This window comes from Caulobacter sp. GW822-FHT01G02, from assembly GCF_058802865.1.
Genome location: NZ_JBXAON010000013.1, coordinates 1 through 25,266 on the forward strand (window position 1 = coordinate 1; position 25,266 = coordinate 25,266).

Sequence of the window (25,266 nt, forward strand, 5' to 3'; positions counted from 1 at the left end):
GGTCGGGGCCTTGATCCAGTCCAGCCGGGCGGCGATGTCGCGCCAGTAGCCTTCCGGATCGGTCTTGACCCGGGCCACGGCGGCCTCATAGGCGGCCGCGTCGATATGGGCGCCCCGCGCCAGTTCCTCGGAAACCGGGAAAACCTGTCCGTCGCTCACGCCGCCTACTCCCTTTTGTCGTTGCGGCGGAGTTATGCGCAGGGCGGCGCTAGGCGCAAGAAGACCTCCGCGGTTTCTTGCGCCGAAGCGGGGCGAGGTCCAATTGAGAGGCGTATCGTAGAGCGGGGCAGCCGAAAGTGGATGCCGGTTTCGGCGCCCGCCCCGCTCTCCCCTTTTTGGATTGGAGCCTGTTAAGACAGGCTCCAGGAGTTCCGCCCATGCTGCTCGCCCTATCCACCTGGTCCGAGATCGAGACCCGCCTGAAGACCAGCACGAGCGTGGTGGTGCCGATCGGCTCCAACGAGCAGCACGGGCCGACGGGTCTTCTCGGCACCGACTGGCTGTGCCCGGAGATCATCGCCCACGAGGCCAGCAAGCGGGCGGGCGACAGGATTCTGGTGGCGCCGACCTTCAACATCGGCATGGCCCAGCACCACCTGGCCTTTCCGGGCACCATCTTCCTGCGCCCGTCGACCTTCATCGCCGCGATCGGCGACTGGGTGCGGTCGCTGGGCGCGCACGGCTTCACGCGGATCTATTTCCTGAACGGCCACGGCGGCAACGTCGCCTCGATCGAGGCGGCCTTCTCGGAGATCTACGCCGAGTACAGCTTCCGGAAAGAGCGGGCGCCGTTCGCCCTGAAGCTGAAGAACTGGTGGGATCTGGCCGGCGTCAACGCCCTGGCCAACCGTCAATTCCCCGTCGGCCACGGTTCGCACGCGACCCCCTCCGAGATCGCCGTGACCCAGTGGGCCTATCCGGAGACGATCAAGACGACAGCCTATGAGCCGAAGATCGCGCCGTCGGGGCCGATCCGCGAAGCCCTGGACTTCCGCGCCCGCTACGCCGACGGTCGCATGGGTTCCGACCCGGCCCAGGCCACGCCCGAAAAGGGCGGCGAACTGGTCGACATGGCGGCCAACGCCCTGCTCGAGGACATCGCCGCGTTCGGGGCCGAGACGGCGCCGGCTTAGGCCTCAACCGCCCGTCGCGCCAAGGCCGGTTGGCCGTGGCGTGTGGCCATGATCTCGCCGATCACCGCCACCGCGACCTCGAACGGGGCCTTGCCGCCCAGGTCCAGACCGATCGGGGCGCGCAGCTTGGCCAGATCGCGATCGCTCAGGCCGGAGGCTCTCAGCCGCGCGATCCGCTCCGGCAGTCGCCGCCGCGCGCCCAGCAGGCCGACATAGGGCGCGGGCGAGGGCAGGGCCGCCATCAAGGCGGCGTGGTCGATCTCCAGGTCGTGGCCGCAGACGGCGACGGCCGTCCAGGCGTCGAGGCCGATCGCGGCCAGGGCCTCGTCTGCGGCCTCACGGCGATAGGCGACGTTCGGCAGGGGCGGCGGCGAGGCCGGACCCTTGGGGCGCACCAGATGGGTCTCGAAACCCGACTGCGCGCCCAGGCTCGCCACCGCCAGCGCGGTCGGGTCGCCGCCCAGCACCACCAGGCGCGGCGGGGGATCGTAGGCGCGTTCGAAGGCGCCGGACCATAGGGCCTGCGGCTCCTCGACGCACAGTCGGCGCGCGCCGTCGGTGATCCAGAAGGCGGGCGCGCGGGCCTCGGCCAGGTCCAGCAAGGTCCGGGCGGCCGGGTCGTCGGGCTCGATCTTCTCGACCAGGATCTCGATCCGCGCGCCGCACAGCAGGCGGATGTCCGGCCAGGGGCTGCCTTCGCCATAGACGAGGCGCCGCGGTTGGCCGTCGGCCAGGCAGGCCCGCGCATGGACCTCGACATCGGCCTCGATGCAGCCGCCCGACAAAAAACCCGAAAGAATATTTTCGCCGAACACCATCTGGGCGCCGACCGGACGGGGTCCGCCGTCGCCCAGGGCGATGATGGTGGCCAGGGCCGCCGACCCTCGGCAAAGCGCCGCCGCCAAGGCGGGACGGGCGTCGTCGGCCATGCCGTGCATGGGCCATGGGTCGGCATTGGCGTCGTCTGAGCGGTCGATCGTCATCGGGGTGACTTTAACCCCTCGGCAAGGTTCCAGAAACCGGATGTTCAAACCTTGGCGCGTACCGTCGCGGTCTGTTGATGTTTTCGCGCACGGATGGCGATGTCCATTTCGGTCTCAAAACTCGGTTTGGCTGCGGCCCAGTTCGGCCTCGACGGCGGTAGCTCGTCGGCGCCGCGTGGTCGCTCGCCCGAAGCCGAAGCGCGCGACATTCTCAATATCGCCGCCCGCGCCCGCCTGTCGGTGCTGGACGCCTCGGGCCTGTTCGGCCGCGCCGAGACCCTGCTGGGCGACCTGATCCCGCGCCCGGTGCCCTTCCGCGTCTGCCTGGCCACGGCCCGCGCTGACCGCGGGCCCGACCATGTCGAGACCGAGGCTCGCGCCGCCCTGCGCCGAATCGGCGTCGAGCGCGCCGATTCGATCGTCGTCCACTCGCCCTCGGAACTGTTCGGCGCGCACGGCGCGGCCCTCTGGGATCGGCTGCTGCGTCTCAAGGACCAAGGCCTGTTCGCCAAGATCGGCATCGCCGCCCACGCCACGGACGACCCGGTCGGCGTCGCCCGTCGCTTCAAGCCCGATATCCTGCAGGCTCCGGCCAGCCTGCTCGACCAGCGCCTGCTGGCCGATGGCTCGCTGCAACGCATCGCCGGCATGGGCGTCGAGGTCCACCTGCGCTCGATCTTCCTGAATGGCCTGCTGTTCCTGCCGCCCGATCGCGTTCCGGCCCAGCTGAAAGGCGCCTCGGGCCGCCTGTCGCGCGTGCGCCGGATGATCGCCGAGGGCCGCTCGGATCCGCTGCAGGCCGCCCTGGGCTTCGCCCTGTCGCGTCCGGAAGGCTCGGCCGTGCTGGTCGGCGTCAACTCGGCCGCCGAGCTGTCGGCCGTGGTCGCCGCCGCCTCGAGCCCGCCGCCGGACCTCGACTGGGACGAGATGGCGATCGACGATCCCGTCGCGCTCGACCCGCGACGTTGGGTCGCCTGATCCACACCTGGAATCAGCTGCGACAGTGACGACGGCTGGATCGGCCGCCTGTTCGCACGCCTCTTCAGCGACAATTAAGCTTGTCGATTAAGGTCGTGTAAGCTTCTGATTCACTTGAGTTTTATGAGTATGCTCTAGCTTGATCCCAACGAAGGGAGACGCGTCATGATCCTCGCCGTGCTTCAGGCCCGCATGGGTTCGTCCCGACTGCCGGGCAAGTCGATGGCCACCCTGCGGGGCGAGCCGATGATCGTGCGCCAGTTGGAGCGCCTGCGCGGCGCCCGCTGCCTGTCGAAGATCATCGTGGCGACCAGCAACGAGACGGTCGACGACGCCCTGGCCGGCTTCCTGGTCTCGCGCGGCCATACCGTCCATCGCGGAACCGGCGCCGACATCCTGGCCAGTATCGCTCGCTGCGCCGAGGCGATCAGCGCGGTCAGCCACGTGGTCCGCCTGAAGGGTGACGCGCCGTTCATGGACCCGGGGATCATCGACGACGCCGTGCGCATGGCCCTGTCCAGCGGCGCCGACTACACGTCCAACCGCGTGCATCGCACCTTCCCGGCCGGTCTCGAGGTCGAGGTGATCACGGCCGGCGCGCTGCGGGCCGCCGCCGCCGAGGAGCGCGACCCGACGGCCCGCATCTCGCCGACCGCCGCCATCCGCGAGCAGCCCCAGCGCTGGAGCCAGGCCCATCTGAAGGCCCCGCGCGACTGGTCACGCCTGGACTGGCGGGTCAAGACCGCCGCCGACCTGGCCTTCGCGCGCTCGGTCTACGACGCCCTGCACCCGGTCGACCCGGACTTCCGGATGACCGACGTGCTGGACATGGTCGAGAGCCGCCTGGACATCGCCCGCTTCGCGGCGTGACCTAAATTCCGTTCTCCCCGGCGAAAGCCGGGGCCCAGATGCAAGAGCGCCCGCGATCCGGTCAGGATCGCGGGCGTCTTGCATGCGCCTCACAGCCTTACGATCTGGGTCCCGGCCTTCGCCGGGAAGATCGGAGTTGGGGTTTGGCCTACTTCCAGGCCCCGTAGGGATCGACCGAGGTCTTGCCCAGCGCCTCGGCCACGGCCGGGTGGGTCAGTTCGCCATTCAGGACATTGAGGCCGCGCGCCAGATGGACGTTGGTCTTCAGGGCGTCCAGGCCCTTGTCGGCCAGGGCCAGGCCGAACGGCAGGGTGGCGTTGCCCAGGGCTTCCGACGAGGTGCGCGGGGCCGCGCCCGGCATGTTGGCCACGCAGTAGTGGACGACGCCGTCGACCACATAGGTCGGCTCGGCGTGGGTGGTCGGTTTGCTGGTCTCGAAGCAGCCGCCCTGATCGATCGAGACGTCCACCAGCACCGAGCCCGGCTTCATCTGCTTCAGGTGCTCGCGACGGACCAGCTTGGGCGCGGCCGCGCCGGCGGTCAGCACCGCGCCGATGATCACGTCCGCCTTGAGGATTTCGTCCTCGACGGCGGCGAAGGTCGAGTAGCGGGTCAGGATGCGGCCTTGATACAGGTCGTCCAGTTCGCGCATGCGCGGGATCGAGCGTTCCAGCACCACGACCTCGGCGCCCAGGCCGGCGGCCATGCGGGCGGCGTTGCTGCCGACCACGCCGCCGCCCAGCACGACCACGCGGGCCGGCGGCACGCCGGGCACGCCGCAGAGCAGCAGGCCCATGCCGCCATTGTGCTTCAGCAGGGTCTCGGCCGCCGAGAACACGGCGATCCGGCCGGCCACTTCCGACATCGGGGCCAGCAGCGGCAGGCCGCCTCGCGCGTCGGTGACGGTCTCATAGGCGATGGCCGCGCAGCCGCTCTTCAGCAGGCCTTCGGTCTGGGCCGGATCGGGCGCCAGGTGCAGGTAGGTGAAGAGGATGTGGCGTGGCTCGAGCTTTTCCCACTCGACCTTCTGCGGTTCCTTGACCTTCACGATCATGTCCGCGCCGGCGAAGACGGCGGCGGCGTCCGGGGCGATGGTCGCGCCGGCCTTCACATACACGTCGTCGGCATAGCCGGCGCCCAGGCCCGCGCCCGACTGGACGAGGACGGTGTGGCCGTGGCCGACATATTCACGGACGGCCGTGGGGGTCAGGCCCACCCGGTGTTCGCCCGGCTTGATCTCGGAAGGGACGCCTACGCGCATGGTGCTTTCCTCCAAAAGCGATTTGACGCCGGTTTACGCCTCGCGGCCCGCAGGTTCCCTGGGGATTTCATGCAACTAGAACCGTGGTATGCAGGAATCCTGCGTGAAGGGTATGTTCAGGTGAAGAAACCTCCCGTCAACCTCGACAGCTTCGACCGGAAGCTTCTCCGCCTGCTGCAACGGCGGGGCCGCGCCAGCTATGTGGAAATGGGTGAGGCGGTGAATCTTTCCGAGTCCGCGTGCCTGCGTCGCGTGCGGGCGCTGGAGGAGGCGGGGGTCATCGGGCGTTATGCGGCGGTGATCGACGAGCGGGCCGTGGGCCTGCCGCTCAGCGTCTTCGTGACGGTGACCCTGTCGTCGCAGGCGGAAGCCGCGCTGAGCGCCTTCGAGAAGGCCATCGCCAATGTCCGCGAGGTGGCCGAGTGCTACCTGATGACCGGCGGCTCGGACTACCTGCTGCGCCTGGTGGTCCGCGACGTCGACGACCTGGAGCGGGTCCACGCCCAGGAGCTGACCCGGATCCCCGGCGTGGTGCGTGTCAGCAGCAGTATCGCCATGCGCACTGTCGTTAAGCGCGTCGAACTGCCGCTGTGAAGTTTCGGACTGCTGTTAATCCCGGTTAACTTCGACCGGCTAAGTTCCTCGCCGACATCAAACCGCGTCGGGGGACGAAATGGTTTCGAGACGACTTCTACTGGGCGCCCTGGCGGGCCTGGCCGCGCCGGCCCTGGCTTTCGCCGAAGGTGACGGCCCGGCCCATCCCAGTCTGCTGAGCAAGAAGGGCCGCCGGACCTCCAGCGCCCTGAAGCACCAGGCCAGCGACAAGGCCGCGCTCGACAAGGCCATGGCCAGCGTCAAGCCGCTGGAGGCCGAGCCCGCTCACGCCCCGGCCGGGCACGGCGAGCCCGGACAGGAGGTCGCGCCCGACGAGGCGCTGGGCCGCCTGAAGCACGGCAACGCCATCTTCGCCCGCGGCGGCGCCAATCTGATCCTGCCGACCCTGGCGCGCGTGGCCGAGCTGTCCAAGGGCCAGAAGCCGTTCGCGGTGGTGATCGGCTGCGCCGACAGCCGCGCCGCGCCGGAACTGATCTTCGACTGCAATCTGGGCGAGCTGTTCGTCGTCCGCGTGGCCGGCTCGACCGTCGGCCGCGAGGGGCTGGGCTCGATCGTCTACGCCGTCGAGCACCTGGGCGCGCCGCTGATCGTCGTGCTGGGCCACACCAAGTGCGGCGCGGTCGGCGCTGCGGTCGACGTCGCCAAGAAGCACGCCGACTTGCACGGGGCGCTGTACGAGATGGTGCTGCCGATCATCCCGGCCGTGCTCGAGGCCGACGAAACCCATCCGGCCGATCTGCAGGACGCCGCCATCCGCCGCAATGTCCGCGACATCGCCGGCCGCCTGAAGGTCGCCGACGGCGTCCTGGCCGAGCGGATCGAGGAGGGGCGGCTGAAGGTCGTCTCGGCCTGCTACGACCTCTCCACGGGCGTGGTGGCGTTCGACGCTTAAAGCGGGCGTCGCCGCTTTGGCGGGGCGAGTGACGCTGAGCAATCGCCCGCAAGCTTGAGCATTGGTCGTGACACTGTCATTCGACCGCCGTTGACCCCTGATCGCGCTTAGGTTCAATTCGCCTGAACCAAGCGCAAATCAGTGGGAGACAACGGATGTCGACGGACGAGACGCCGCCGGAAGGCGGTCCCGACATCCAAGGTCCCCGGCAAAACGCCTGGCGCGATCGCTGGGACGGCTTTCGTCGAACCGTGTCGGAACGCTGGCCCGCCGCGCTGAGGGGCCCGGTGGCGATCGCCGTCGCCGGGTCGCTGATCCTCGGTTTCGGCGGCGGCTTCGCGGTCGGCAAGGGCGGTCTGTTCTTCGGCGGCGGCAAGCCGGCCGGCGCGACGGCGGTCAAGGGCGAGGCCTGGTCGCTGTTCGGCAAGCCGCGCGGCGCCAACGCGCCGCGTCGCGGCATCCCCAAGCCCGACGGTTTCGCGGTCTGGCAGACCCGCGTCGACAGCAGCGGCCCCGATCCGCTGGCCTGCATCCGCATGAGCAAGGACCTGGATCCGTCGAAGGCCTATGCCGACTTCGTGCTGGTCTCGCCGGACCTCGGCCGCCAGCCCTCGGTGCGGGTGAAGGGCGACGAGCTGTGCCTGGGCGGCATCGGTTTCACCGACCACCGAATCACCCTGCTCAAGGGCCTGCCCGCCAAGGGCGGCGAGACGCTCGCCGCCAATGCCGACGTCGACTTCACGTTCGGCGAGAAGCCTCCGTATGTGGGCTTCGCCGGCGATGGCGTGATCCTGCCGCGCGAGGAGTCCGACGGCGTCGGCATCGAGACGATCAACGTCCAGGCCCTGGCCATCGAGGTCTGGCGCGTGCCGGACCGCAATCTGGTCCGCAAGTCGATCACCGCCCCGGATCCGACCGGCGAGGGCGACTGGGCTGGCGACTATGGCGAGGACGCCGTGGGCGACGACGGCCGCCGGGTTTGGAAGGGCACGGTGCAGGTCACCGGCGGCGCGACCGGCCAGAAGGCCACCACCGTCTTCCCGCTGGGCGCGGTGCTGAAGGAGATGAAGGCCGGCGCCTATGTCATCAAGGCGCGCGACGCCTCGGGGGGCCGCGATCCGGACGACAGCGAGAACAACCCGGCCCAGGCCCGCCGCTGGATCGTGTTCACCGACATGGCCATGCTGGCCTATGACGGCTCGGAGAGCCTGGACGTCGTGGTCCGCTCGCTGAAGAGCGCCAAGACCCTGTCGGGCGTGACCGTCAATCTGGTCGCCGCCGACGGCGAGCCGCTGGCCGAGGCCAAGAGCGACGCCGACGGCCGTGTGCGCTTCCTGCGCCCGCTGCTGAAGGGCCAGGGCGCCGAGCGCGCCAAGATGGTCATGGCCTATGGCCCGCAAGGCGACCTGGCCGTGCTGGATCTCGACCGCTCGCCCGTCGACCTGTCCAAGCAGGGCGTGGGCGGCCGCACCGAGGGCGGCGTCGACGGACGCAGCGTGGCGGCCGATATCGACGGCTACCTCTATGCCGACCGCGGCATCTATCGGCCCGGCGAGACCGTCCACCTGACCGCCATGGTCCGCGACCGGATGGCCAAGGCCGTTTCCGATCGCAAGGGCGAGGTGATCGTCAAGCGGCCCTCGGGCGTCGAGTTCAAGCGCTATCCGTTCGGCCAGGCCAATGCCGGCGCCGTGCTGGCCGATATCGCTCTGCCGCGATCGGCCCCGCGCGGCCGCTGGACCGCCGAGCTGCATATCGAGGGCATCGAGGAGGCGACCGGCAGCCTGTCGTTCTCGGTCGAGGACTTCGCGCCGCAGCGCCTGGCGGTCACCGCCACGGGCCAGGACTCCGTCGCCCTCGGCGCCGGCGAGGCCCGCAAGGTCGACGTCTCGGCCCGCTTCCTCTACGGCGCGCCGGGCGCGGGTCTGCAGACCCAGGGCGAGGCCCGCCTGCGCGCCGATACCGACCCGTTCCCGGCCTATAAGGGCTTCGAATGGGGCGACCAGGGGAAGCCGTTCGACGAGAAGTACCTGGATCTCGGCTCGACCGTCACCGACGGCGAGGGCCACGCGATCCTGTCGGTGTCCACCACCGACGCCGGCGACACCGCCCAGCCGTTGGTCGCCTCGGTCACCGCCTCGGTGTTCGAGCCCGGCGGCCGTCCGGTCCGCGAGGGGCTGGAGCTGAAGGTGCGTCCGAAGGCGATCTATTACGGCGTCAAGGTCGACCAGGGCGAGGCCGGCAAGGGCGATCCGCCCGTCAGCCTCGATATCATCGCCGTCAACGCCGCCGGCCAGCGCATCGGCGCGACCGCGACCTACACCCTGGTGGCCGAGCGCTGGGACTATGACTGGTTCCAGCAGAACGGCCGCTGGCAGTGGCGGCGCAGCAGCCGCGACGCCATCGTGGCCAAGGCGCAGGTCAATATTGGCGCCGGTTCGCCGGCCAAGTTCACCCGCCGTCTCGGCTGGGGCGATTACCGCCTCGAGGTCGAGGGCGCGGACGGCGCCAGGACCGTCACCCGCTTCTCGGCGGGCTGGGGCGCTCCGGCCCGTGAAGGCGAGGCGCCGGACGTGGTCCGCGTGTCCGCCGGAACCCAGACCTACGCCCAGGGCGATACGGTCGAGATCACGCTGAAGCCGCCCTATGCCGGGGAAGCGCAGATCGCGGTCGCCACCGATCGCCTGATCGATCTCAAGACCGTCAGCGTCGGCGAAAAGGGGGCGACCGTGCGCCTGAAGACCTCGGCAGCCTGGGGCGGCGGGGCCTATGTGATGGTCAGCGTCATCCAGCCGCGCGACCCGGTCGCCTCGCCCAAGCCGCGCCGCGCCCTGGGCCTGGTCTATGTCCCGATCGATCCCAAGAACCGCAAGCTGACGGTCGACCTCGGCACGCCGAGCAAGATCGACAGCAAGGCGCCGGTCGAGATTCCGGTGAAGGTGAGCGGCCTGGGCTTTGGGCAGAAGGCTAAGGTCACCATCGCCGCGGTGGATGAAGGCATCCTGCGCCTGACCCACCAGGACAGTCCCGATCCGGTGAAGTGGTACTTCGGCAAGCGCGCCCTGACCCTGAACTATCGCGACGACTACGGCCGCCTGCTCGACCCCAACCTGGGCGCGCCGGCCAATGTGAACTTCGGCGGCGACGAGGTCGGCGGCGAGGGTCTGACCACCACGCCGATCAAGACCGTGGCCCTGTGGTCCGGGATCGTGGAGACCGGTCTCGACGGCAAGGCGGTGATCAAGCTGCCGGCCGCCGACTTCAACGGCGAGCTGCGCATCCAGGCCGTGGCCTGGACCGACACGGCCGTCGGCTCGGCCTCCAAGCCGCTGACCGTGCGCCAGCCGGTGGTGGCCGACCTGAACCTGCCGCGCTTCCTGGCCCCGGGCGACCAGGCCTACGCCACGCTGGAGCTGCACAATGTCGAGGGCAAGCCGGGCGCCTATACGGCCGAGGCCTTCTCGACCAACGGGCTGAAGGTGGCCTTCAAGAAGGTGTTCCAGCTGATCCTGGGCCAGCGCATCGCCGAGAAGATCCCCTTCCTGGCGCCCGATGTGACGGGCATCGGCAAGATCGGCTTCAAGGTCGCCGGCCCGGGCTTTACGACCCAGAAGGACTATCCGATCCAGACCCGCCTGGGCTGGGGCGACATCGTGCGCACCACCACCGAAGTGCAGAAGCCGGGCGAGAGCTACACGCCCTCGTACCAGTTGCTGTCGGGCCTGGCGGCGGGCGACGTGACGCTGCAGGTCAGCTACTCGCCGATCCGGGGCTTCGACCCCTCGGCGATCGCGGTGGCGCTGCAGCGCTATCCGTACGGCTGCACCGAGCAGCTGGTCTCGACCGCCTATCCGCTGCTCTACGCCCAGACCTTCTCGACCGATCCGAAGCTGAAACGCACGCCGGCGGCCCTCGCCGGAGCCGTGGGCAAGCTGCTGGATCGCCAGACCCTGGACGGCGCCTTCGGCCTGTGGCGGGTCGGCGACGGCGAGGCTGATCCGTGGCTCGGCGCCTATGTCGTCGACTTCCTGCTGGAGGCGAAGGCGCAGGGCGTCGCCGTGCCCGACAACGCCATCGACAAGGCGGTCGGCGCCATGCGCCAGGTCAGCCGTCCCGAGGGCTTCTCGTCGGTCGCCTATCGCATGGAATATCCGGGCTGGTGGGCGAGCAACGAGGACGCCTCGAAGAAGGCGACCGAACGCATGCGCCGCCGCGCCTCTGCCTACGCCCTCTATGTGATGGCCAAGGCGGGCAAGGGCGATCTCGCCCGCCTGCGCTGGTGGCACGACGTGCAGATGAAGGACGAGGCCCAGCCGATCGCCAAGGCCTATGTGGCGGCCGGCCTGGCCCGCATGGGCGACAACGCCCGCGCCCGCTCGGCCATGCGCCAGGCGGTGTCGAGCCTGGGCTACAAGGACGAGCAGGACTGGTACCAGACGCCGCTGCGCGACACGGCCGTGCTGACGGCGCTCGCCGCCGAGTCCGGCATGATGGATGTCGCCCGCCAGCTGCAAGGCCGGCTGGAGAACGTCAGCAAGGATCCGGACGCCCTGAACACCCAGGAACAGGCGGCGCTGCTGCACGCGGCCAACGCCCTGATCCAGGCCTCGGGTCCGATCTCGATCACCGCGACGGGCGCCAACCCGCTGCCCCCGGCCGGCGGCGCGCCGCGCTGGGCGGTCGGCAAGCTGGCCGACGCCCACTTCGTCAACGCCGGCAAGGGCGCCCTGTGGCGGACGGTCAGCGTGCGCGGCACGCCGGTCGCCGCGCCGGGCGCGAACGCGGACGGTCTGTCGGTCTCCAAGCGCCTGCTGTCGATGGGCGGCGGCGCGATCGATCCGGCGACCATCCGCCAGGGCGACCGGATCATCGTGCTGGTCTCCGGACGCTCGATGCAGGCCCGCTCGACCGCCCTGGTGGTTGACGACGCCCTGCCGGCCGGCTTCGAGATCGAGACCACGCTGGGCGCCGACGACGCCCAGAACGGTCCGTTCAAGTTCCTCGGCGAACTGACCGCCGCCGACGTCCAGGAAAGCCGCGACGACCGTTTCATCGCCGCGCTGGACCTGGAAGGGAACAAGGGCTTCGCCCTGGCCTATGTGGCCCGGGCCGTGACGCCGGGGAGCTTCTTCCTGCCCGGCGCCGTGGCCAAGGACATGTACCGCCCGGCGGTGAACGCCCGGTCGGAAGCCTCGCGCGCGACGATCGCGCCGGGGCAGTAGGGGCCGAGCTTTGGTGATGCGTAACTATCCTTGTCATCCCGGGCGGCCGCAGGCCGGCCCGGGACCCAGGGGCCGACGCAGCGCGGTCGCTCCTGGGGCCCGGTTCTCCGCTGCGCTGCGGCCGGGATGACAAGGTTTGGATTTTTGGGGGATGAGGCGAAACGCGTTCCCCGCCTGACCAAGGTCCTCGTCGGCGTCCTCGCCGCCGAGGTCGTCCTCGCCGCCCTCAGCGCCGTCTTCCCGCCGGACATGACCCGCGCCAGACATTCCTCGCCGGTCACCCTGGATCGTCGCGGCGCCTGGCTGCGGGCCCTGCCGGTCGAGGATGGCCGCTGGCGGATCCGCGCCGATCTCTCGCGCACCGACCCGACCTTCCAGAAGCGCCTGATCCGCACCGAGGACGCGCGGTTCTGGTGGCATCTGGGCGTCGATCCGCTGTCGCTGGTCCGCGCCATCGGCTCGGCGGTGATCCATGGCCGGGTCAGCTCCGGCGCCTCGACCCTGACCATGCAGACCGCGCGCCTGCTGGAGCCGCGACCGCGCAATCTCGGCTCGAAGCTGATCGAGATGGTCCGCGCCGTTCAGCTGGAGTCACGGCTGTCCAAGCGCGAGATCCTGGCGCTGTATCTGACCCTGGCGCCCTATGGCGGTAATCTGGAAGGGGCGCGGGCGGCCAGTCTGAGCTATTTCGGCCACGAGCCGTCCAGCCTGACCGACGGCGAGCAGGCCCTGCTGATCGCCCTGCCGCAGTCGCCGGAGGCTCGCCGTCCCGACCGTCGGCCCGAGGCCGCCAAGGCCGCCCGGCGCGCGGTGCTCGACAAGCTCATTCGTTCCCGCACGATCACGGAGGCGGCCGCCTTCGAGGCCGAGAATGAGCCGCTGCCGCGCCGCGCGCCGTTCCCGACCCTGGCCTGGCACGCGGCCGGCGAGCTGGCCCGCAACGCGCCGCCGGGTCAGGCCAGTGTGGTCTCCACCCTCGACGCCGACCTGCAGTCGCGGCTGGAGCCGATGGTCGCCGCCGTGGCGGGCGCGCAAGGTCCGGACGCCACCGCCGCCGTCCTGGTGGTCGAGATCAAGGGCCGCGCCGTCCGCGCCGCTGTCGGTTCCGCCGGCCGCGACCGGGCCGGAGGGTGGGTCGACATGACCCGCGCCCTGCGTTCGCCGGGCTCGGCCCTGAAGCCGTTTATCTACGCCATGGCCATGGACGACGGTCTGGTCGCGCCCGACACCCAGCTGCAGGACAACGCCACCCGCTTCGCCGACTACCAGCCCGAGAACTTCGACCGCGTGTTCCACGACAAGGTCACGGTGCGCGAGGCCCTGGCCCATTCGCTGAACGTCCCCGCCGTCGCCACCCTGGAAAAGCTGGGTCCCGAGGCCTTCGCCGGCCGCATCGAGGCCGCCGGCGCGCACCTGGCCCGGCCCAAGGCGCAGCTGAAGGAAGCCGGCCTCGCCCTGGCGCTGGGGGGCGAAGGCATCACCTGGCGGGACTTGGTCATGCTCTACGCCGCGCTCGGCGATGGCGGCGTCGCCAAGCCGCTGGCCTGGACCGAGGCGGAGGCCAAGGCCCGCGAGCGCTCCGGGGGGACGCGGCTGGTCCGCCCCGAGGCGGCGCGGCAGGTGCTCGATATTCTCCGCGAAGCCCCGGCGCCGCGCGGCCGCGCGCCCTCGGCCCTGACGCGCGGCGGGCCGTCGATGGCGTTCAAGACCGGCACCTCTTACGGGTTCCGCGACGCGGTGGCGGCCGGGGTGGTCGGCGGCTATGCGATCCTGGTCTGGACGGGCCGGGCCGACGGCGGCGCGCGCGGGGGTCTGACGGGGCGCGACGCGGCCCTGCCGCTGCTGTTCGACGTCGCCGACGCCATCGGAACCCCGTCCTCGGCCCCGCGCCCGATCGCGCCGAAGCTGGCGCCGCTGGCCTTGCAGAAACTGCGCGCCGCCGACGAAGGCCCGCGCCTGATCTTCCCGCCCGACGGCGCGTCGGTGCAGGTCGACGCCTTCAATGCCAAGGCGCGGGGCCTGGTGCTGGCCGCCGAGGGCGAGGGCCTGACCTGGTACGTGGAAGGCCGGCCGCTGGACCTGGATCCGGTCAGCGGCCGCGCGATCTGGAGGCCGGCCGCGCCGGGCTTCTACAAGCTGTCGGTGGTCGACGCGCAAGGGCGCAAGGCCCAGGCGCGGGTGCGGATCAGGGGCGGTTAGAGTCCGCCATCATCCGCTCGTAGTCCGCCAGGCTGCTAATGCCGATGTTGAGATCGTTCACCAGGCCGTCGTGCAACGAATAGACCCAGCCGTGCACCGACAGGTCCTGGCCGCGCGCCCAGGCGTCCTGGACGAAGACGTCGGCGGCCACGTTGCGGACCTGGCGGGCGACGTTCAACTCGGTCAGGCGGTCGAGCATTGCGCGCTGCTCGGGGATCGCTTCCAGTTCGTGCTTGTGCTCGGCGTGGATCTCGCGGATCGGGTGCAGCCAGTGGTCGACCAGGCCCCGGCGCTGGCCGTCGATGGCGGCCGCCACGCCGCCGCAGCCGTAGTGGCCGACGACCATGACATGCTTGACCTTCAGCACCTCGACCGCGAACTGCAGCACGGACAGATAGTTGGCGTCCTGCGGCGGCGCCAGGTTGGCGACGTTGCGGTGGACGAACAGCTCGCCCGGATCCAGGCCGACGATCTCGTTGGCGGGCACGCGGCTGTCGCTGCAGCCGATCCAGAGATATTCCGGGCTCTGCTGACCTTCCAGGCGCTTGAAGAAGTCCGGATCGACCTGGGTCTTGCGTTCCGACCAGGCGGCGTTGTTGGCTTTCAGGTCCTCAAGCATCTAGCGCTCCGGTTGGTGGTCGGGGTGGGCGGCTTCGATGGCCGGGTGCTTGGCCGCGCGGGCGGCGGCGTTGGTGATCGCCGGGAACGGCGACAGGTCGACGTTGAAGCGGCCGGCGTTGAACACCTGCGGCACCAGCAGGCAGTCGACGAGGCCCGGCGCGTCGCCATAGGCGAAGCCGCCCGAATGCGCGGCGACCATCGGCTCCAGGGCCCGGAAGCCGTCGCTGATCCAGCGGGCGACCCAGGCGTTGCGGTCGGTCTCGCCGATCTCCAGCGCGGTCAGCTGGCGCAGGACGCGCAGATTGTTCAGCGGATGGATGTCGCAGGCGATGATCTCGGCCATGCCGCGCACGATGGCCCGTTCATAGGCGGTGTGCGGCAACAGGGCGGGCTCGGGCGAGACCTCGTCCAGCCACTCCAGGATGGCCAGGCTCTGGGTCAGCGGCCGGCCATCGACCTCGAGCGTGGGCACCAGGGCCTGGGCGTTGAGCGCGCGATAGCTGGCCTCGTGATGGGCGTTGGCCACCAGGTCGACGGGGCGCAGCTCGTAGGGAAGGCCCTTGAGGTTAAGGCCGATGCGCACCCGATAGGGCGCGCTGGCGCGCTTGGCGCTGTGCAGGACCAGCTTCACTTCCAGCTCCTAGACGAGCGTGAATTCAAGGCGGCCGACGCCCTCGACCTCGCCGACGATCTTGTCGCCGCGGGCGATGGCGCCGACGCCTTCGGGGGTGCCGGTGAAGATCAAGTCGCCGGCGGCCAGGGTCCACAATTCGCTGGCCTTGGCGATCACCTCGCCGACGTTCCAGATCATGTCGCCGACCTCGTCACGCTGGCGTTCCTGGCCGTTGACCGACAGGGTGACGGCGGCCTCGGGCGGCGGGGCGTCCATCACGCGGATGGCGGTGATCGGCGCGCTTTCGTCGAAGGCCTTGCCGGCCTCCCAGGGATGACCCTTGGCCTTGGCCGCGCCTTGCAGGTCGCGGCGGGTCAGGTCGACGCCGACGGCGAAGCCGAACACGGCCTCAAGCGCTTGATCGGGCGTCAGGTTCGCGCCGCCGCTCTTCAGGGCCACGACCAGCTCGATCTCGTGATGCAGGTCGCTGGTCGCCGGCGGATAGGCGATCTGGCCCTTCAGCGGCGCCACCGCGTCGGCGGGCTTGCTGAAGAAGAACGGCGGATCGCGGGTGTCGGCGCCCATCTCACGGGCGTGAGCGGCGTAGTTGCGCCCCACGCAGAGGATCCGGCGGACCGGGAAAACCGCGTTCGATCCCTCCACCGGGACCGTCGGAATGGCGTGCGGGGGAAAGGCGTAGGTCGTCATGGCGCTTCGTTTAGACCCAAAAGCCGCCGCCCAAAACCCCTGTGCGGTTCAAACAGCGCCGGCGAACCCCAAGAGCCGCAAAGTGGTCGCTGTTCAGAAATCCCGCGGTTGAACCCTTGGCTTAAACGTTCTTTCACTTGCCCCGATCGTCGCCGTCGAGTCATGTCGGCCATGGGGTAGTGGGCGCGTTTTTTATCTGGGGGCTGTTCATGCTGATCATCGAGAACCTGACCCATGTCTACGGCAACGGCACGCGGGCCCTGGACGAGGTCAGCCTGACGATCCCGCGCGGCATGTACGGCCTGCTGGGTCCGAACGGCGCCGGCAAGTCGACCCTGATGCGCACCATCGCCACCTTGCAGGCCCCGACCTCGGGCCATATCCGCTTCGGCGACATCGACGTGCTGAAAACCCCCGAGGAACTACGCAAGACGCTGGGCTACCTGCCGCAGGATTTCGGCGTCTATCCGCGGGTCTCGGCCTACGACATGCTCGACCATATGGCGGTGCTGAAGGGCATCGCCAACGCCAAGGATCGCAAGGAAACCGTCGAAAACCTGCTGAACCAGGTCAATCTGTGGAACGTGCGCAAGAAGGCCATCGCCGGCTTCTCGGGCGGGATGCGCCAGCGCTTCGGCATCGCCCAGGCCCTGATCGGCGATCCGCGCCTGATCATCGTCGACGAACCCACGGCGGGCCTCGACCCCGAGGAGCGCAACCGCTTCCTGAACCTGCTGGCCGAGATCGGCGAGAACGTGGTGGTGATCCTGTCGACCCACATCGTCGAGGACGTCTCGGATCTCTGCCCGGCCATGGCCATCATCTGCGACGGCCGCATCGTGCGCGAGGGCGCGCCGATGGACCTGGTCGGCCAGCTGAAGGGCCGGATCTGGAAGAAGCTGATCGACAAGACCGAGCTGGAGGCCGCCAAGGCCCAGTACAAGGTCATCTCCACGCGCCTGCTAGCCGGCCGCACGGTCATCCACATCCTGTCGGACGATAATCCCGGCAATGGCTTCACGCCGGTCGAGGGCGGGCTGGAGGACGTCTACTTCTCCACCCTCTCGACCACCCGGCGGGCGGCCTGACGGGGAGCGACGGCATGTTTCGCAAGATCGCGGGCTTCGAACTCCGCTACCAGCTGAAGTCGCCCGTCTTCTGGGTGGTGGCGGTTATCTTCTTCCTGCTGACCTTCGGGGCGGCGACGATCGACCAGATCCGCATCGGCGGCGGCGGCAACATCCACAAGAACGCCCCGTTCGCGATCGCCCAGACCCACCTGATCCTGTCGATCTTCTACATGTTCGTGACCACGGCCTTCGTGGCCAATGTGGTGGTGCGCGACGACGAGACGGGCTTCGGGCCGATCCTGCGCTCCACGCGGATTCGCAAGTTCGACTATCTGTACGGCCGGTTCACCGGGGCCTTCCTGGCGGCGGCGATCTCGTTCCTGGCCGTGCCGCTGGCGATCTTCATCGGCTCGTTCATGCCGTGGATCGACCCCGAGCGCCTGGGCCCGAATGACCTGCACGCCTACCTGTTTTCCTATTTCGCCCTGGCCCTGCCGTCGATCCTGCTGACCTCGGCGCTGTTCTTCGCCCTGGCCACGATCACCCGCTCGATGATGTGGACCTATGTCGGCGTGGTCGCCTTCATGGTGCTGTGGATCATCGCCAACATCGCGCTGGACAAGCCCGAGTTCGAGAAGATCGCCGCCTACTGGGAGCCGATGGGCACCGCAGCCTACGGCCTGGCGACCAAGTACTGGACCGCCAGCGAGCGCAACACCGTGATCCCGCCATTGGCCGGGGCGCTGCTGTTCAACCGCGCACTGGCGGTCGTGCTGTCGGCCGGCTTCCTGACGCTGGCCTACAGCCTGTTCCGCTTTCAGTCGGCCGATCTTTCGGGGCAAGCCAAGGTCAAGAAGGGCAAGGCCGAGGACAAGGCCGCGCCGGTCCTGATCGCCGGTCCGCTGCCGCAACCGAAGTTCGACCGCGCCACGGCCTGGGCCCAACTTGTGGTGCGCACGCGCCTGGACATGGGCCAGGTGTTCAAGAGCCCGGCCTATTTCGTGCTGCTGTTCCTGGGGCTGGCCAACGCCATGGGCGCCCTGTGGTTCGCCACCGACGCCGGCCGCTATGGCGGGGTGATCTATCCGGTCACCCGCGTGCTACTGAGCCCGCTTCTGGGCTCGTTCGGCCTGATCCCGATGATCATCGCCATCTACTATTCCGGCGAGCTGGTCTGGCGCGAGCGCGAGCGCAAGACTCACGAGATCATCGACGCCACCCCCGTGCCCGACTGGGCCTTCGTGGCGCCCAAGACCCTGGCCATCAGCCTCGTCCTGGTCTCGACCCTGCTGGTCAGCGTGCTCGCCGCCATCCTCAGCCAGATCTTCCACGGCTATTTCAAGCTGGAGCTCGACAAGTACCTGATCTGGTACGTGCTGCCGCAGGCGGTGGACTGGATCCTGCTGGCCGTGCTGGCGGTGTTCCTGCAGGCGATCAGCCCGCACAAGTTCGTCGGCTGGGGCCTGATGGTGATCTATCTGGTCACCACGATCACCTTCGTGAACCTGGGCTTCGAGTCCAAGCTCTACAACTACGGCTCGACCACCGACACGCCGTTCTCGGACATGAACGGCCTGGGCAAGTTCTGGATCGGGGCCTGGTGGCTGCGGGCCTACTGGACGGCCTTCGCGGTGGTGCTGCTGGTGCTGGCCTACGGCCTGTGGCGGCGCGGGACCGAGAGCCGCCTGTTGCCGCGCCTGCGCCGACTGCCGCTGCGCCTGCGCGGCGTCGCGGGCCTGCTGATCAGCGGCGCCCTGGTCGCCTTCGTCGGCCTGGGCGCGTTCATCTACGTCAACACCAATGTCTGGAACGACTACCGGACCAAGATCGACAACGAGAAGTGGCAGGCCGACTACGAAAAGACCCTGCTGCCGTTCGAGAACACGCCGCAGCCCAAGATCGTCGCCATGACCCTGGACGTCGACCTGAAGCCGCACGAACCCAGCCTGGAGACCAAGGGCTCGTACGTCATCGAGAACAAGACGGGCGCGCCTCTGAGGGAGATCCACGTCCGCTTCGACCGTGACCTGGCGGTCAAGGGCCTGTCGATCGAGGGCGCGCGACCCAAGAAGACCTTCGAGCGCTTCAACTACCGCATTTTCGCCTTCGACACGCCGATGCAGCCGGGCGAGCGGCGCAAGATGAGCTTCATCACCCTGCGCTCGCAGCGGGGCTTCCCCAACAGCGACCAGGAAAGCCGGGTCGTCGACAACGGGACCTTCGTCAACAACCTGGAGATCGCGCCGATCCTGGGCATGGCCCGCGACGGCCTGCTGCAGGACCGCGCCAAGCGCCGCAAGTACGGCCTGCCGCCCGAGCGCCGCATGGCCAAGCTGGGCGACGTTCCGTCCCGCCAGTTCAACGGCCTGCGCAAGGACGCCGACTTCATCACCTCGGACATCACCGTCACCACCGAGGCCGACCAGACCCCGATCGCGCCGGGCTACAAGGTTTCGGACACGGTCAGGAACGGCCGCCGCATCGCCCGCTTCGTCACAGAGGCGCCGATCATGCCGTTCGTCTCGATCCAGTCGGCCCGCTATCAGGTCGCCGAGGAGAGCTACAAGGGCGTCAAGCTGGCGGTCTATTACGACGCCCAGCACCCCTGGAACATCGAGCGCATGAAGACCGCGATGAAGCGGTCGCTGGACTATATGGGGACCAACTTCAGTCCGTATCAGTTCCGGCAGCTGCGCTTCCAGGAGTTCCCGGACTACGCCCAGTTCGCCCAGTCGTTCGCCAACACCATTCCGTGGTCGGAGGGAATGTTCTTCATCTCCGACTATCGCGACCCGACCAAGATCGACATGGTCACCTATGTCGGGGCGCACGAGATCGGCCACCAGTGGTGGGCCCACCAGGTGATCGGCGCAGACCAGCAGGGCGGGGCGATGCTGTCGGAGACCTTCGCCCAGTACTCGGCCCTGATGGTCATGAAGCACACCTATGGCGAGCCGCAGATCCGCAAGTTCCTGAAGTTCGAGCTGGACAGCTATCTGCGCGCACGCGGCGGCGACGTGATCGACGAGCAGCCGCTCTACAAGGTCGAGAACCAGCCCTATGTCTATTACCGCAAGGGCTCGCTGGTCATGTACCGGCTGCAGGACCAGATCGGCGAGGAGACGGTCAACCGCGCCCTGCGCAAGCTGATCGCCGACCACGCCTTCAAGGGCGCGCCCTATCCGATCACCACCGACTTCCTGACCGCCCTGCGGGCCGAGGCTCCGGCCGACAAGCAGGCCCTGATCACCGACCTGTTCGAGAGGATCACGCTCTACGATCTGAAGACCAAGAGCGCGTCGGTGAAGAAGCGGGCGGACGGCAGGTTCGACGTGACGATCACGGTCGACGCCCAGAAGAAGTACGCCGACGGCAAGGGCAAGGAGACCAATGCCGCGCTGAACGAGACCATGGACATCGGTCTCTTCACCGCCAAGCCGGGCGACAAGGGCTTCGACGCCAAGAACGTGGTGGTCTATGAGCGTCGGCCGATCCACTCGGGCGTCCAGACCTTCACCTTCACGACCGCCAGGGCGCCGACGTTCGCGGGCGTCGATCCGTACAACACGGTGATCGACCGCAACGGCGACGACAATACGGTCAAGGTCGGCGGATGAGCGGGCCGGAGATCCGGATGGACGCGGGCGCGCTGAACGCGTTCCTGCGGTCCGCCTTTCCGGAGACGGATCCCGACCACATGCCCTCCGTGCTGGAGGCCGAGCCGGGACGGGTATTGTTGAAGCTGCCTTATCAGACCCGGCAACTGCGGCCGGGCGGGGTGATCTCGGGACCGACCCTGATGACGCTGGCGGACACGGCGGCCTATGCCCTGGTCCTGGCGCACATCGGCGAGGTGGCCATGGCGGTGACCACCTCGCTCAACATTCATTTTCTGAGGGGTTGCCAGCCTGGCGATCTCTACGCCGAGGGGACCCTGCTCAAGCTCGGCCGCCGCATCGCGACGGCCGATGTCCTGATGTGGACGGAAGGGCGCGAGCGAGCCGCCGCCAAGGCGACGGTCGCCTACGCGATTCCCTAGCGCTTACTGACGGGCCTTGGCGACGTCCTCGCCGGTGTCGAAGCCCTTCTTCAGGCCCTCGGCCATGTTCAGGTGCTCCTGGACCTTCGGGGCCGTGGCGGCGGCGAAGGCCTTGATGGCGGCGGTGTCGCCATCCTGGGCGTAGCGCTGCAGCAGGTTCAGGGCCGCCTGGTGGGCGTCGACCTGGCCGTCGGCGTACTTCTTGTCGAAGTCCTTGGCGTCGGCCTTGGTCAGGTCGTCGATCTTGCCCTGAGCGTCTTCCGATAGGACGGTCGGCAGGGTGATGGCCGCGCCCGAGGCGGCGATGGCCGACTTCAGCTCGGCGCTGGTGGCCATGTGGGCCTTTTCCATCGCGGCGGCGAACTTCTTCACCGAAGGATTGGTCGAGCGCGTGGCGGCCAGCTTGGCGGCGGCGATCTCGAACATGTCGCTGTCCGCGGCCTTCATGGCGAAGACGTCGGCCTTGGTCTCGTCCGCCGGGGTCGGGACGGTGGCGGCGGGGTTGGCGTCCGGGGTCGCGGCCTGTTCGGCCGGGGTGGCGGCGCCCTTGGTTTCTTCGGCCTTCTGGCCGCAGGCGGCCAAGCTGAGGGCGGCGATGGCGGCGGCGCCGAACATGATATGACGGTTCATGGCTCTGTCTTTCCCTGTGCGTTTTTCTTAGAGGTTCGTGGACAGGCGACGCGTGCGGCGCCGTGTGGACAACAAAACCTCACGGGGCCGTGAACGGTTCCGGCGAAGGTGGGGGAGAATGGCATGACGCAGGGTCCGCTGGCGGGATTGCGGGTGATCGAGATGGGCTCGCTGATCGCCGGGCCGTTCTGCGGTCAGGTGCTGGGCGACTTCGGCGCCGAGGTCATCAAGCTGGAGGATCCCAAGGTCGGCGACCCCATGCGCCAATGGGGGCGCTCCAAGCCCCAGGGCCTGTCGCCCTGGTGGCCGGTGATCGGCCGCAACAAGAAGTCCGTCACCATCGATCTGCGCACGGACGAAGGCCGCGCCATAGCGCGCGCCCTGATCACCAAGGCCGACGTGGTGGTCGAGAACTTCCGCCCCGGCACCCTCGAGAAGTGGGGCATGGGCTATGAGGCGCTGGCGAAGACCAATCCGGGCCTAGTCATGGCGCGGGTGTCGGGCTTTGGTCAGACGGGGCCCTATGCCAGCCGCGCCGGCTACGCTCTGGTCGGCGAGGCCATGGGGGGCTTGCGCCATATCACCGGCGAGCCCGACCGGCCGCCCGCGCGCGCCGGGATCTCGATCGGCGACAGCCTGTCGGGCCTGAACGCCGCGCTCGGCGTGATGATGGCCCTGCACGCCCGCCAGCGCACCGGCAAGGGTCAGGTGGTCGACGTGGCGATCTATGAGAGCGTGCTGACGGTGATGGAGAACCTGATCACCGAATACGACCTGACCGGCTATGTCCGCGAGCGCTCGGGGGCGGTGCTGCCCGGCATCGCGCCATCGAACGTCTATCCGACCAAGAGCGGCGAGCTGGTTTTGATCGGCGCCAACCAGGACACCCTGTTCAGGCGGCTCTGCGACCTGATGGGCCGGCCGGATCTGGCCGACGATGTCCGCTACCGCGACCATGCCGCGCGTGGCGCGCACCAAGCCGAACTCGACGCCCGCATCGCCGCCTGGACGGCCGACCAGGAGATCGACGACCTGCTGCGCAAGCTGGAGGCCGCGGGCCTGGCCACCGGCCGGATCTACCGCGCGCCCGACATGATCGCCGATCCGCAGTTCTCGGCGCGGGAGTCGATCGTCACCACGCCGCACCCGGTGTTCGGCCAGATCAAGATGCAGAACGCCTTCCCGAAGCTGACGGAGACGCCGGGCGGGGTGCGCTGGACCGGTCCGACGCTGGGTGAGCACACCGAGGCGGTGTTGACGCAGGTGGCCGGGATGAGCGCGGAGGCGGTGCAGGGGCTGCGGAAGCAGGGCGTGATCTGAGGGCCGGTCCTGGCCCTTCGACAGGCTCAGGGTGAGGACTACTTTCGGGGCGGTTCAGTAAGAAACCTCATCCTGAGCTTGTCGAAGGACGAGGTGTCGGTCCCGCTGATGATCAAGCCCGCCCCGTGACCCCCGCCACGGCCCGCGCGATCTGGTGCACGTTGTAGGGCTTGCGCACGATCGGTGCGTCGAAGCCCATCGGCGCGGCCTTGTCGGCATAGCCCGTGGCGAAGACGAACGGCCGGCCCATGGTGCGCAGGATCTCGGCCACCGGCGCGACCGACTGGCCGTTGAGGTCGGCGTCCAGCACCGCGACGTCGAAGTCCATCTCGACCATCGACAGCGCCTCGCTGAGCTCGGCCGCGCAGCCGACCACCACGACGCCGGCGTCCTCCAGGCCCGCTTCCAGCTCCAGGGCCAGCAGCAGCGAGTCCTCGACGATCAGCACCTTGAGGCCGGCGATGGCGCCCGGGCGGACGGTCTCGTCGGCGGCGACCACGGTCTCGACGATACGCTCGGGAGCGACCTCGGCCGGCTCGATCGGCGGCGCGTCGGCCAGGGCCTCGGCCGCGCCCTGGATCATTGCGGTGACGCCGCTGGAGCGGTAGTTGATCTTGGCCGAACCGCCCAGTTCGCGGCCGGCGACGTCCTCGATCAGGGTGGCGCCGAAGCCCTTGGCGGCTGGCGCGGTGGCCGGCGGGCCGCCGGTCTCCAGCCATTCGAGGGCGAAGCCGCCCTCGGGCGTGCGCCGCCAGACGACCTCGACCTTGCCGTTCTCGGTCGATAGCGAGCCGTAGCGCATCGCATTGACCGCCAGTTCGTGCAGCGCCAGCGACAGGGCCGAGGCCGCGCGCGGCGTCAGGAACAGTTCCGGCCCGTCCCAGCGGGTCTGGGTCGGGGCCAGACCGCCCAGTTCGGCGGCGGCGATCCGCGCCAGGGTCGCGCCGCGCCAGCGGGCGGCGGTCAAGAGGTCGTGGGCCGAGCTCATCGACTTCAGCCGCGCGGCGAAGGTCTTGAGGAACACGTCCAGCGAGGCCGACTTGCGCGCCGACTGGGCCGCCACCGACTGAACGACGGCCAGCAGGTTCTTGATGCGGTGGTCCAGCTCGGCGACCAGGTTTTCGCGCTGGTCCTCTTCGGCCCTGCGCTCGGTGATGTCCTGGACGACGCCGATCAGATAAGCCGGCTCGCCGTTGGCGTCGCGCACGATGACGCCCGAGCCATGGTTCCAGATCTCGCGGCCGTCGGGGCCATTGGGCCGGCGATATTCGGCCTCGTAGCGATCGCTTTCCGCCAACTGTTCGTCGATCGTTTCCTTCAGCCAAGCCCGATCGTCGGGGTGCACGTATACGTAGAGGGCCTCGCCGTCCTCGGCCGGGATCTCGCCGGGCTCGACGTTCGAGATCTTGGCCAGGCGGGGGCTGATCTTGAAGACGTCGCGTTTGATGTCCCACTCGAACTCGCCGAGGCTGGCGGCCGAGATGGCCAGGTCCAGGCGCTCGCTCTCGAGGCTGCGGGCCAGGCATGGCTGGTCGGCCAGGCCTTCCGCGGCCAGGTCGGCCAGGTCTTCCAGAGCCCGCAGATCCTCGTCGGAGGCGGGGCCATTCGCGCCCGGGCCTTCCACCACCAGGGCGCCCAGCACATGACCCTGCTTGTCGCGGATCGGCGCGCCGAGGGCGACGGGGCCGTTGGCGGTCACGACCTGATCGGCCAGGTCGCCGGCGCGGGGGCCTTCGGGGCCGGCATAGCCAACGAAGGCCTTGCGCCAGACCCTGTCCTCGTCGACCAGGACGACGGCGGCCTTGGGCGCATCGAACAGTCGGGCGGCCAGACGCGCGAGGCGCAGGAAGCGAGGCTCGTTGACCGCGCCGTCCAGGATGTTCAAGGCCTTCAAGGCGTTGAGCCGGGCGGCTTCCTGGCGCTCGTCGCTGACGATGGGGGCGTCCTCCATGATTCGACCTTAGACCCGCTTCGCGTCTAGCGCGAGCGCCTTTGGACGCTTCTTTTCGGGCCTCTTACGCGCTCAACCGGGGATTCCACAGTGGTGAAGCTTGGGCCCTTGCGCTAACGTGGAACCCCGACGTCGAGCAGGCGTTGACGAGGCGCAGCTTC

Annotated in this window: 19 protein-coding genes and 2 pseudogenes; 12 read left to right on the forward strand and 9 right to left on the reverse strand. The window is 69.1% G+C overall.

From position 1 onward, the window contains the following. A partial coding sequence (locus AC1RNC_RS25100) for an acetyl-coenzyme A synthetase N-terminal domain-containing protein (protein ID WP_492888773.1) occupies nt 1-159 on the reverse strand: 159 nt, incomplete at its 3' end. 218 nt (nt 160-377) lie between these two features. Between AC1RNC_RS25100 and AC1RNC_RS25105 the strand changes: the two genes are divergently transcribed. Next, complete coding sequence (locus tag AC1RNC_RS25105; RefSeq protein ID WP_492888727.1) at nt 378-1,133, forward strand: creatininase family protein; 756 nt, start codon at nt 378-380, stop codon at nt 1,131-1,133. Here the strand turns inward: AC1RNC_RS25105 and AC1RNC_RS25110 are convergent. Continuing rightward, nucleotides 1,130-2,223: pseudogene (locus AC1RNC_RS25110) on the reverse strand (XdhC family protein). The gene AC1RNC_RS25105 and the pseudogene AC1RNC_RS25110 sit on opposite strands and share 4 nt — an antisense overlap. Between AC1RNC_RS25110 and AC1RNC_RS25115 the strand changes: the two are divergent. Together AC1RNC_RS25115 and AC1RNC_RS25120 are read left to right on the forward strand one after the other, a co-directional pair. Then, nucleotides 2,216-3,094, forward strand: coding sequence for a bifunctional regulator KidO (locus AC1RNC_RS25115; protein ID WP_492888728.1), 879 nt, complete (start codon nt 2,216-2,218; stop codon nt 3,092-3,094). The pseudogene AC1RNC_RS25110 and the gene AC1RNC_RS25115 sit on opposite strands and share 8 nt — an antisense overlap. A gap of 165 nt (nt 3,095-3,259) precedes the next feature. After that, nucleotides 3,260-3,964 (forward strand): glycosyltransferase family protein, encoded by a 705-nt coding sequence (locus AC1RNC_RS25120; RefSeq protein ID WP_492841286.1) that lies wholly within the window; start codon nt 3,260-3,262, stop codon nt 3,962-3,964. A gap of 148 nt (nt 3,965-4,112) precedes the next feature. Here AC1RNC_RS25120 and ald read toward each other — a convergent pair whose 3' ends face one another. Next, the gene (ald, locus tag AC1RNC_RS25125; protein WP_492888729.1) at nt 4,113-5,225 is read right to left on the reverse strand and encodes an alanine dehydrogenase; all 1,113 of its coding nucleotides are present in this window, start codon (nt 5,223-5,225) and stop codon (nt 4,113-4,115) included. 120 nt (nt 5,226-5,345) lie between these two features. Here ald and AC1RNC_RS25130 point away from each other — a divergent pair, with 120 nt between their 5' ends. The 3 genes from AC1RNC_RS25130 (at nt 5,346) to AC1RNC_RS25140 (ending at nt 11,954) form a co-directional block, all read left to right on the forward strand. After that, nucleotides 5,346-5,819 carry an Lrp/AsnC family transcriptional regulator gene (locus AC1RNC_RS25130; RefSeq protein WP_492888730.1) on the forward strand — a complete coding sequence of 158 codons (474 nt, stop codon included), beginning with the start codon at nt 5,346-5,348 and terminating at the stop codon, nt 5,817-5,819. Between the two features lie 79 nt (nt 5,820-5,898). After that, the gene (locus AC1RNC_RS25135) at nt 5,899-6,732 is read left to right on the forward strand and encodes a carbonic anhydrase (RefSeq protein WP_492888731.1); all 834 of its coding nucleotides are present in this window, start codon (nt 5,899-5,901) and stop codon (nt 6,730-6,732) included. Nucleotides 6,733-6,887: 155 nt separating this feature from the next. Further along, nucleotides 6,888-11,954 carry an alpha-2-macroglobulin family protein gene (locus tag AC1RNC_RS25140; RefSeq protein ID WP_492888732.1) on the forward strand — a complete coding sequence of 1,689 codons (5,067 nt, stop codon included), beginning with the start codon at nt 6,888-6,890 and terminating at the stop codon, nt 11,952-11,954. Nucleotides 11,955-11,987: 33 nt separating this feature from the next. Here the strand turns inward: AC1RNC_RS25140 and AC1RNC_RS25145 are convergent, their stop codons facing one another. After that, on the reverse strand, nt 11,988-12,107 hold the full coding sequence (locus AC1RNC_RS25145) for a hypothetical protein (protein WP_492888774.1): 120 nt from the start codon (nt 12,105-12,107) through the stop codon (nt 11,988-11,990). Between AC1RNC_RS25145 and pbpC the strand changes: the two genes are divergently transcribed. Then, the gene (gene pbpC / locus AC1RNC_RS25150) at nt 12,081-14,153 is read left to right on the forward strand and encodes a penicillin-binding protein 1C (RefSeq protein ID WP_492888733.1); all 2,073 of its coding nucleotides are present in this window, start codon (nt 12,081-12,083) and stop codon (nt 14,151-14,153) included. The genes AC1RNC_RS25145 and pbpC overlap by 27 nt on opposite strands. Here the strand turns inward: pbpC and AC1RNC_RS25155 are convergent. From AC1RNC_RS25155 to AC1RNC_RS25165, 3 genes are read right to left on the reverse strand one after another with little or no spacing between them, the layout of a single operon-like run. Beyond that, on the reverse strand, nt 14,140-14,772 hold the full coding sequence (locus AC1RNC_RS25155) for a carbonic anhydrase (protein WP_125159573.1): 633 nt from the start codon (nt 14,770-14,772) through the stop codon (nt 14,140-14,142). The genes pbpC and AC1RNC_RS25155 overlap by 14 nt on opposite strands. Beyond that, entirely contained in the window at nt 14,773-15,405 is a 633-nt protein-coding gene (gene maiA, locus AC1RNC_RS25160; RefSeq protein WP_492888734.1) for a maleylacetoacetate isomerase, read from the reverse strand. 9 nt (nt 15,406-15,414) lie between these two features. Continuing rightward, nucleotides 15,415-16,095, reverse strand: a complete 681-nt coding sequence (locus AC1RNC_RS25165; protein WP_492888735.1) for a fumarylacetoacetate hydrolase family protein — start codon at nt 16,093-16,095, stop codon at nt 15,415-15,417. Nucleotides 16,096-16,304: 209 nt separating this feature from the next. On the opposite strand from AC1RNC_RS25165, the gene AC1RNC_RS25170 reads away from it, so the two are divergent. Genes AC1RNC_RS25170 through AC1RNC_RS25180 form a run of 3 tightly spaced genes read left to right on the forward strand, consistent with a single transcriptional unit; the run spans nt 16,305 to nt 21,204 of the window. Further along, a complete protein-coding gene (locus AC1RNC_RS25170; protein WP_492888736.1) occupies nt 16,305-17,183 on the forward strand; it encodes an ABC transporter ATP-binding protein in 879 nt (292 codons plus the stop codon). A 14-nt stretch (nt 17,184-17,197) separates the two neighbouring features. Then, complete coding sequence (locus AC1RNC_RS25175; protein ID WP_492888737.1) at nt 17,198-20,782, forward strand: ABC transporter permease/M1 family aminopeptidase; 3,585 nt, start codon at nt 17,198-17,200, stop codon at nt 20,780-20,782. Beyond that, the gene (locus AC1RNC_RS25180; RefSeq protein WP_492888738.1) at nt 20,779-21,204 is read left to right on the forward strand and encodes a PaaI family thioesterase; all 426 of its coding nucleotides are present in this window, start codon (nt 20,779-20,781) and stop codon (nt 21,202-21,204) included. The genes AC1RNC_RS25175 and AC1RNC_RS25180 overlap by 4 nt, the downstream gene beginning before the upstream one ends. Before the next feature lie 3 nt (nt 21,205-21,207). On the opposite strand, the gene AC1RNC_RS25185 is transcribed toward AC1RNC_RS25180, so the two are convergent. Then, nucleotides 21,208-21,834, reverse strand: a complete 627-nt coding sequence (locus AC1RNC_RS25185) for a DUF4142 domain-containing protein (RefSeq protein WP_492888739.1) — start codon at nt 21,832-21,834, stop codon at nt 21,208-21,210. 123 nt (nt 21,835-21,957) lie between these two features. Here AC1RNC_RS25185 and AC1RNC_RS25190 point away from each other — a divergent pair, with 123 nt between their 5' ends. Together AC1RNC_RS25190 and AC1RNC_RS25195 are read left to right on the forward strand one after the other, a co-directional pair. Beyond that, nucleotides 21,958-23,154 (forward strand): CaiB/BaiF CoA transferase family protein, encoded by a 1,197-nt coding sequence (locus tag AC1RNC_RS25190; RefSeq protein ID WP_492888740.1) that lies wholly within the window; start codon nt 21,958-21,960, stop codon nt 23,152-23,154. A gap of 13 nt (nt 23,155-23,167) precedes the next feature. Next, a pseudogene (locus AC1RNC_RS25195) lies at nt 23,168-23,283 on the forward strand (hypothetical protein); the annotation flags it as partial. Here AC1RNC_RS25195 and AC1RNC_RS25200 read toward each other — a convergent pair. After that, nucleotides 23,267-25,105 carry an HWE histidine kinase domain-containing protein gene (locus AC1RNC_RS25200; RefSeq protein WP_492888741.1) on the reverse strand — a complete coding sequence of 613 codons (1,839 nt, stop codon included), beginning with the start codon at nt 25,103-25,105 and terminating at the stop codon, nt 23,267-23,269. The pseudogene AC1RNC_RS25195 and the gene AC1RNC_RS25200 overlap by 17 nt on opposite strands. Between the last annotated feature and the right edge of the window lie 161 nt (nt 25,106-25,266).